Below are 3,633 nucleotides of genomic sequence, written 5' to 3'. Positions count from 1 at the left end.
CGTCATCCGCCTTGACGGTGCGTGCCTCAAGTTTTTTAGTTGGATCTTTAAGGTTATTTTTTCCTTTGATCGATTCAATGATCTTCTCGCACTTTTCAAGAGTACGAGAAGCAAGAACAATATCACCGAGTATGTCGTTGTTTTGGGCCGCCTTATGTGCGACAACCCAGCCAACGCCTCCCGCGCCAATTTGTAAAATAGACATGGTTGTTTGTATTCCTTTATACCTTGGCTAGCTCAGAGGCTAGTACTTCAATCTTATTAAGTAATGCTTTGAAATCTGACAGTTGTAAGCATGGGTTTAAAATGGTGAATTTAAGCGCTGTTTTGCCATCCACAATCGTCTCGCCCAACACCGCGACACCACGTGTCAATGCTTCTAAACGCAACGCTTTGTTCAACTCGTCAAAATCTACCGCTTGTTTATCCACGGAACGGAATAACACGGTGGAGAGAGCAGGCTCAGCCAAGAGTTCAAAAGCATCGTGATGCTGAACTAAATCTGCCACTTGTAGTGTTTGTTCTAGCAGATGATCGTACATCTCACCCAAAGCCTTAGGGCCTACGTTTTGCATTGTCATAAACACTTTCAATGCATCAAAACGCTTGGTCGTAGAAATAGATTTATCCACCAAGTTTGGCAGTTCATCATGTTCACGGTTAAGGTAATCCGCATGATGCAGTAGATACTTGAAGTGACTTTTATCTTTGAGCAACACCGCGCCACAACTGATCGTTTGGAAGAACAATTTATGGAAGTCGACGCTGACCGAGTGCGCACGCTCAACACCGTGCAAACGTGCTTTATGGCTACTTAGAACCAATGCACCGCCGTATGCTCCATCCACATGCATCCATAGATCATGTTGCTGTGCTACATCCGCGATCGTCGACAGATCATCAATCGCACCGTGATCCGTTGTGCCTGCTGTTCCAACAATAGCAAAAGGAATAAGACCTTCCGCTTTCGCTTGTGCAACAACCGCTTCCAGTTTGGTGACATCCATTGTGCCGTTTGGATTCGCATCAACCGCCAAAATGGCTTTCTCGCCCAACCCCATCCAAGAGGCTGATTTTTGCACGGTGAAATGCGACTTTTTCGAGCACACAATACGCAGCTTATCGGCATACTCAGGTAAGCCCAGCTTTTGAATAGAATGACCACTTAATTTATCGGCAATCCAGTCACGAGCTAACATTAAGCCCATTTGGTTACTTTGCGTGCCACCACTGGTGAAAATACCATCCGACTGAGCGCCGAGTTCGTATTTTTCACACATCCAATCAATCACTTTCTGCTCAACATAGGTAGCAGAAGACGATTGATCCCATGAGTCCATAGACTGGTTTAATGCACCAATCATCGCTTCAGCCACTACTGATGGCATCAAGGGTGGCGTGTGCAGGTGAGCAATACAATCTGGGTGTTGAACGATAATGGAATTTTTGGCTACCAGATCTGCCATTTCAGAGATCACATCCTTCAATGGCGCATTTTTGTTATCCAAATCTACTGCGTAAATCGCTTCTTCAAGCTGCTTTGGATCCAAACCTGAATAAGGCGCTTTGGCTTGTTCAAAGACAGCTTTCATCACAGAAGTGGCATGGTTCATCACAGCGGCAAATTCATTGCTACCCATTTCACCGGTTTGGATAAAATGCTTCTTCCACGCTTGATTTTCTGGCTCTGGATCTTTCTCGCCGCCACCTGCAGCTAAAATCGCCGTTTCAAGAGTGCGCAGGGCAAAATCGATCTGCTCGAATGAGATGATAATCGGTGGTAAGAAACGAATAACGGATCCTTCACGGCCACCTTTTTCAACCATCAACCCACGCTCAAGTGCTGCGCGTTGGATAGCGAGTGTTAATTGACCATCGGCCATTGGCTCGCCAAATTTGTTCATTTCACCGTTTGGTTTACGAATCTCGAGGCCGAGCATCAAACCTTTGCCACGAACTTCCGCAATACAATTCACGCGGCGTTGAATCGCTTCAAGACCTTGGCGTAGGTACTGACCCGCGACATTAGCGTGTTCAACGAGGTTATCACGTAAAATAATTTCTAACGCTTTCGCACCAGAAACCATAGCCAATTGGTTACCACGGAACGTGCCTGTGTGCTCACCCGGTTTCCAAGTATCGATCTCTTTCTTGAACACAAGAATAGACATTGGTAGACCACCACCAATGGCTTTAGATAAGCAAAGAATATCAGGACAAATGCCAGACTCTTCAAATGCAAAACGGTAACCCGATTTACCTACACCACATTGAATTTCATCGAAAACTAATAAAATACCGTGTTCATCGCAGATACGGCGTAGCTCACGCAGCCAGAATGCTGGAGCGGGAATGACGCCACCTTCACCTTGAACAGGTTCAACAATAATGGCCGCCGGTTTCATGATGCCTGCTTCGTCATCGTTCAGCAGACGTTCGATGTAGCGAATGCTCGCTTTGGCACCTTCATCGCCCCCTAAACCAAACGGGCAGCGCAAGTTGTATGGGAATGGCATAAAGTGCACATCCGACATTAACCCTGTGCGACGAGCTTTGGTATTCAGGTTGCCCATCATGCCCATCGTTCCGTTGGTCATGCCGTGGTAAGCACCGCGAAACGCAAACATGGTGTTACGACCCGTTGTCTGCTTCACCAGCTTGATAGCCGCTTCAACGGCATCCGCACCAGAAGGTCCACAAAATTGAATCGCGGAATTTTTTGCAAACTCTTCAGGCAAAAATGCTTTTACTTGCTTGATGAATTTGTCTTTAGCGTGCGTTGTCATATCCAATGTCTGATATGGCAGACCTGAATCTAACTGCTCTTTCAGTGCTTGATTGATCTCAGGATGGTTATACCCAAGCGCCAACGTTCCCGCGCCCGCTAAGCAGTCGAGGAAAATTTGTCCGCGCGTATCTTCTACTAACGCACCATAAGCTTGCTTGATGGCAATCGGTAGACGGCGTGGGTATGAACGAACTTCAGATTCATGCTCAATTTGATCGAGTAGAATTTGGTCCGGTGTGAGATCATAAATACCTTCAACAACAGGTACCTGAGATGAAAAAATGTTTGCGATAGTGTTATCGACTTCAAAGGCTGTGCTCATTTCCCTTCCCCTTGAATGTGAAAATTTCCGCCTATTTCCTTGGTTTGGTTTGAATATAAGGAAATATGACATAGCAATAAGCTCCGTATTAGCCAAAAGGCAAAAACGGAAATTGGTTCATCGTCTTCGATGAAAGATTACTAAATCAGAGAATCAAGGTTCGGTGATAGAACTGTCTTCAAGCACAGGGCATAGAGGAAGTACAAAGCTGATTAACGTCAGTGTGTTAAGTGATGATGAGTTCAATGTTGGGTTTCCCATTCACATGCAGCTCCCGCTGCAAGAGTATCCCGTCTATCAACAAAAGGACTTGCTGATACCTACCCTACGTAATGTCACAATCAGCCTGAATGGTCATTACGCGTGTCCCCCAGAAGCTACTGTCCGAGATTGGTGCGAAAAATATCAAAAAATAATTACGCTGGCAATAATTTTCAATAAATCGATAAAAACTTAAATTTTCTATTGATTAAGAATATTGATAAATCAAATGGTTAGTTTATAAAATGAATCAGCCCTCGTA

The 3,633-nt window shown here is 45.1% G+C and carries 2 protein-coding genes; both read right to left on the bottom strand.

Annotation, left to right across the window (positions count from 1 at the left end; translation table 11 throughout):
• On the bottom strand, positions 1 to 205 hold a 205-nt coding region (locus tag AACQ17_RS07620), incomplete at its 3' end, for a saccharopine dehydrogenase NADP-binding domain-containing protein (protein ID WP_170935181.1).
• Positions 206 to 221: 16 nt separating this feature from the next.
• Entirely contained in the window at positions 222 to 3,110 is a 2,889-nt protein-coding gene (locus tag AACQ17_RS07615) for a pyridoxal phosphate-dependent class III aminotransferase (protein ID WP_094146909.1), read from the bottom strand.
• Positions 3,111 to 3,633: the final 523 nt, after the last annotated feature.

It is taken from the genome of Vibrio sp. V10_P2A27P122 (genome assembly GCF_963874335.1).
GTDB lineage: Bacteria > Pseudomonadota > Gammaproteobacteria > Enterobacterales > Vibrionaceae > Vibrio > Vibrio anguillarum.
This window is presented reverse-complemented; position numbering and strand designations above follow the sequence as displayed.

Coding starts and splice junctions, on each gene's coding strand:
- AACQ17_RS07615 (WP_094146909.1), bottom strand. CDS start 3,110: ATGAGCACAGCCTTTGAAGTCGATAACACTATCGCAAACATTTTTTCA.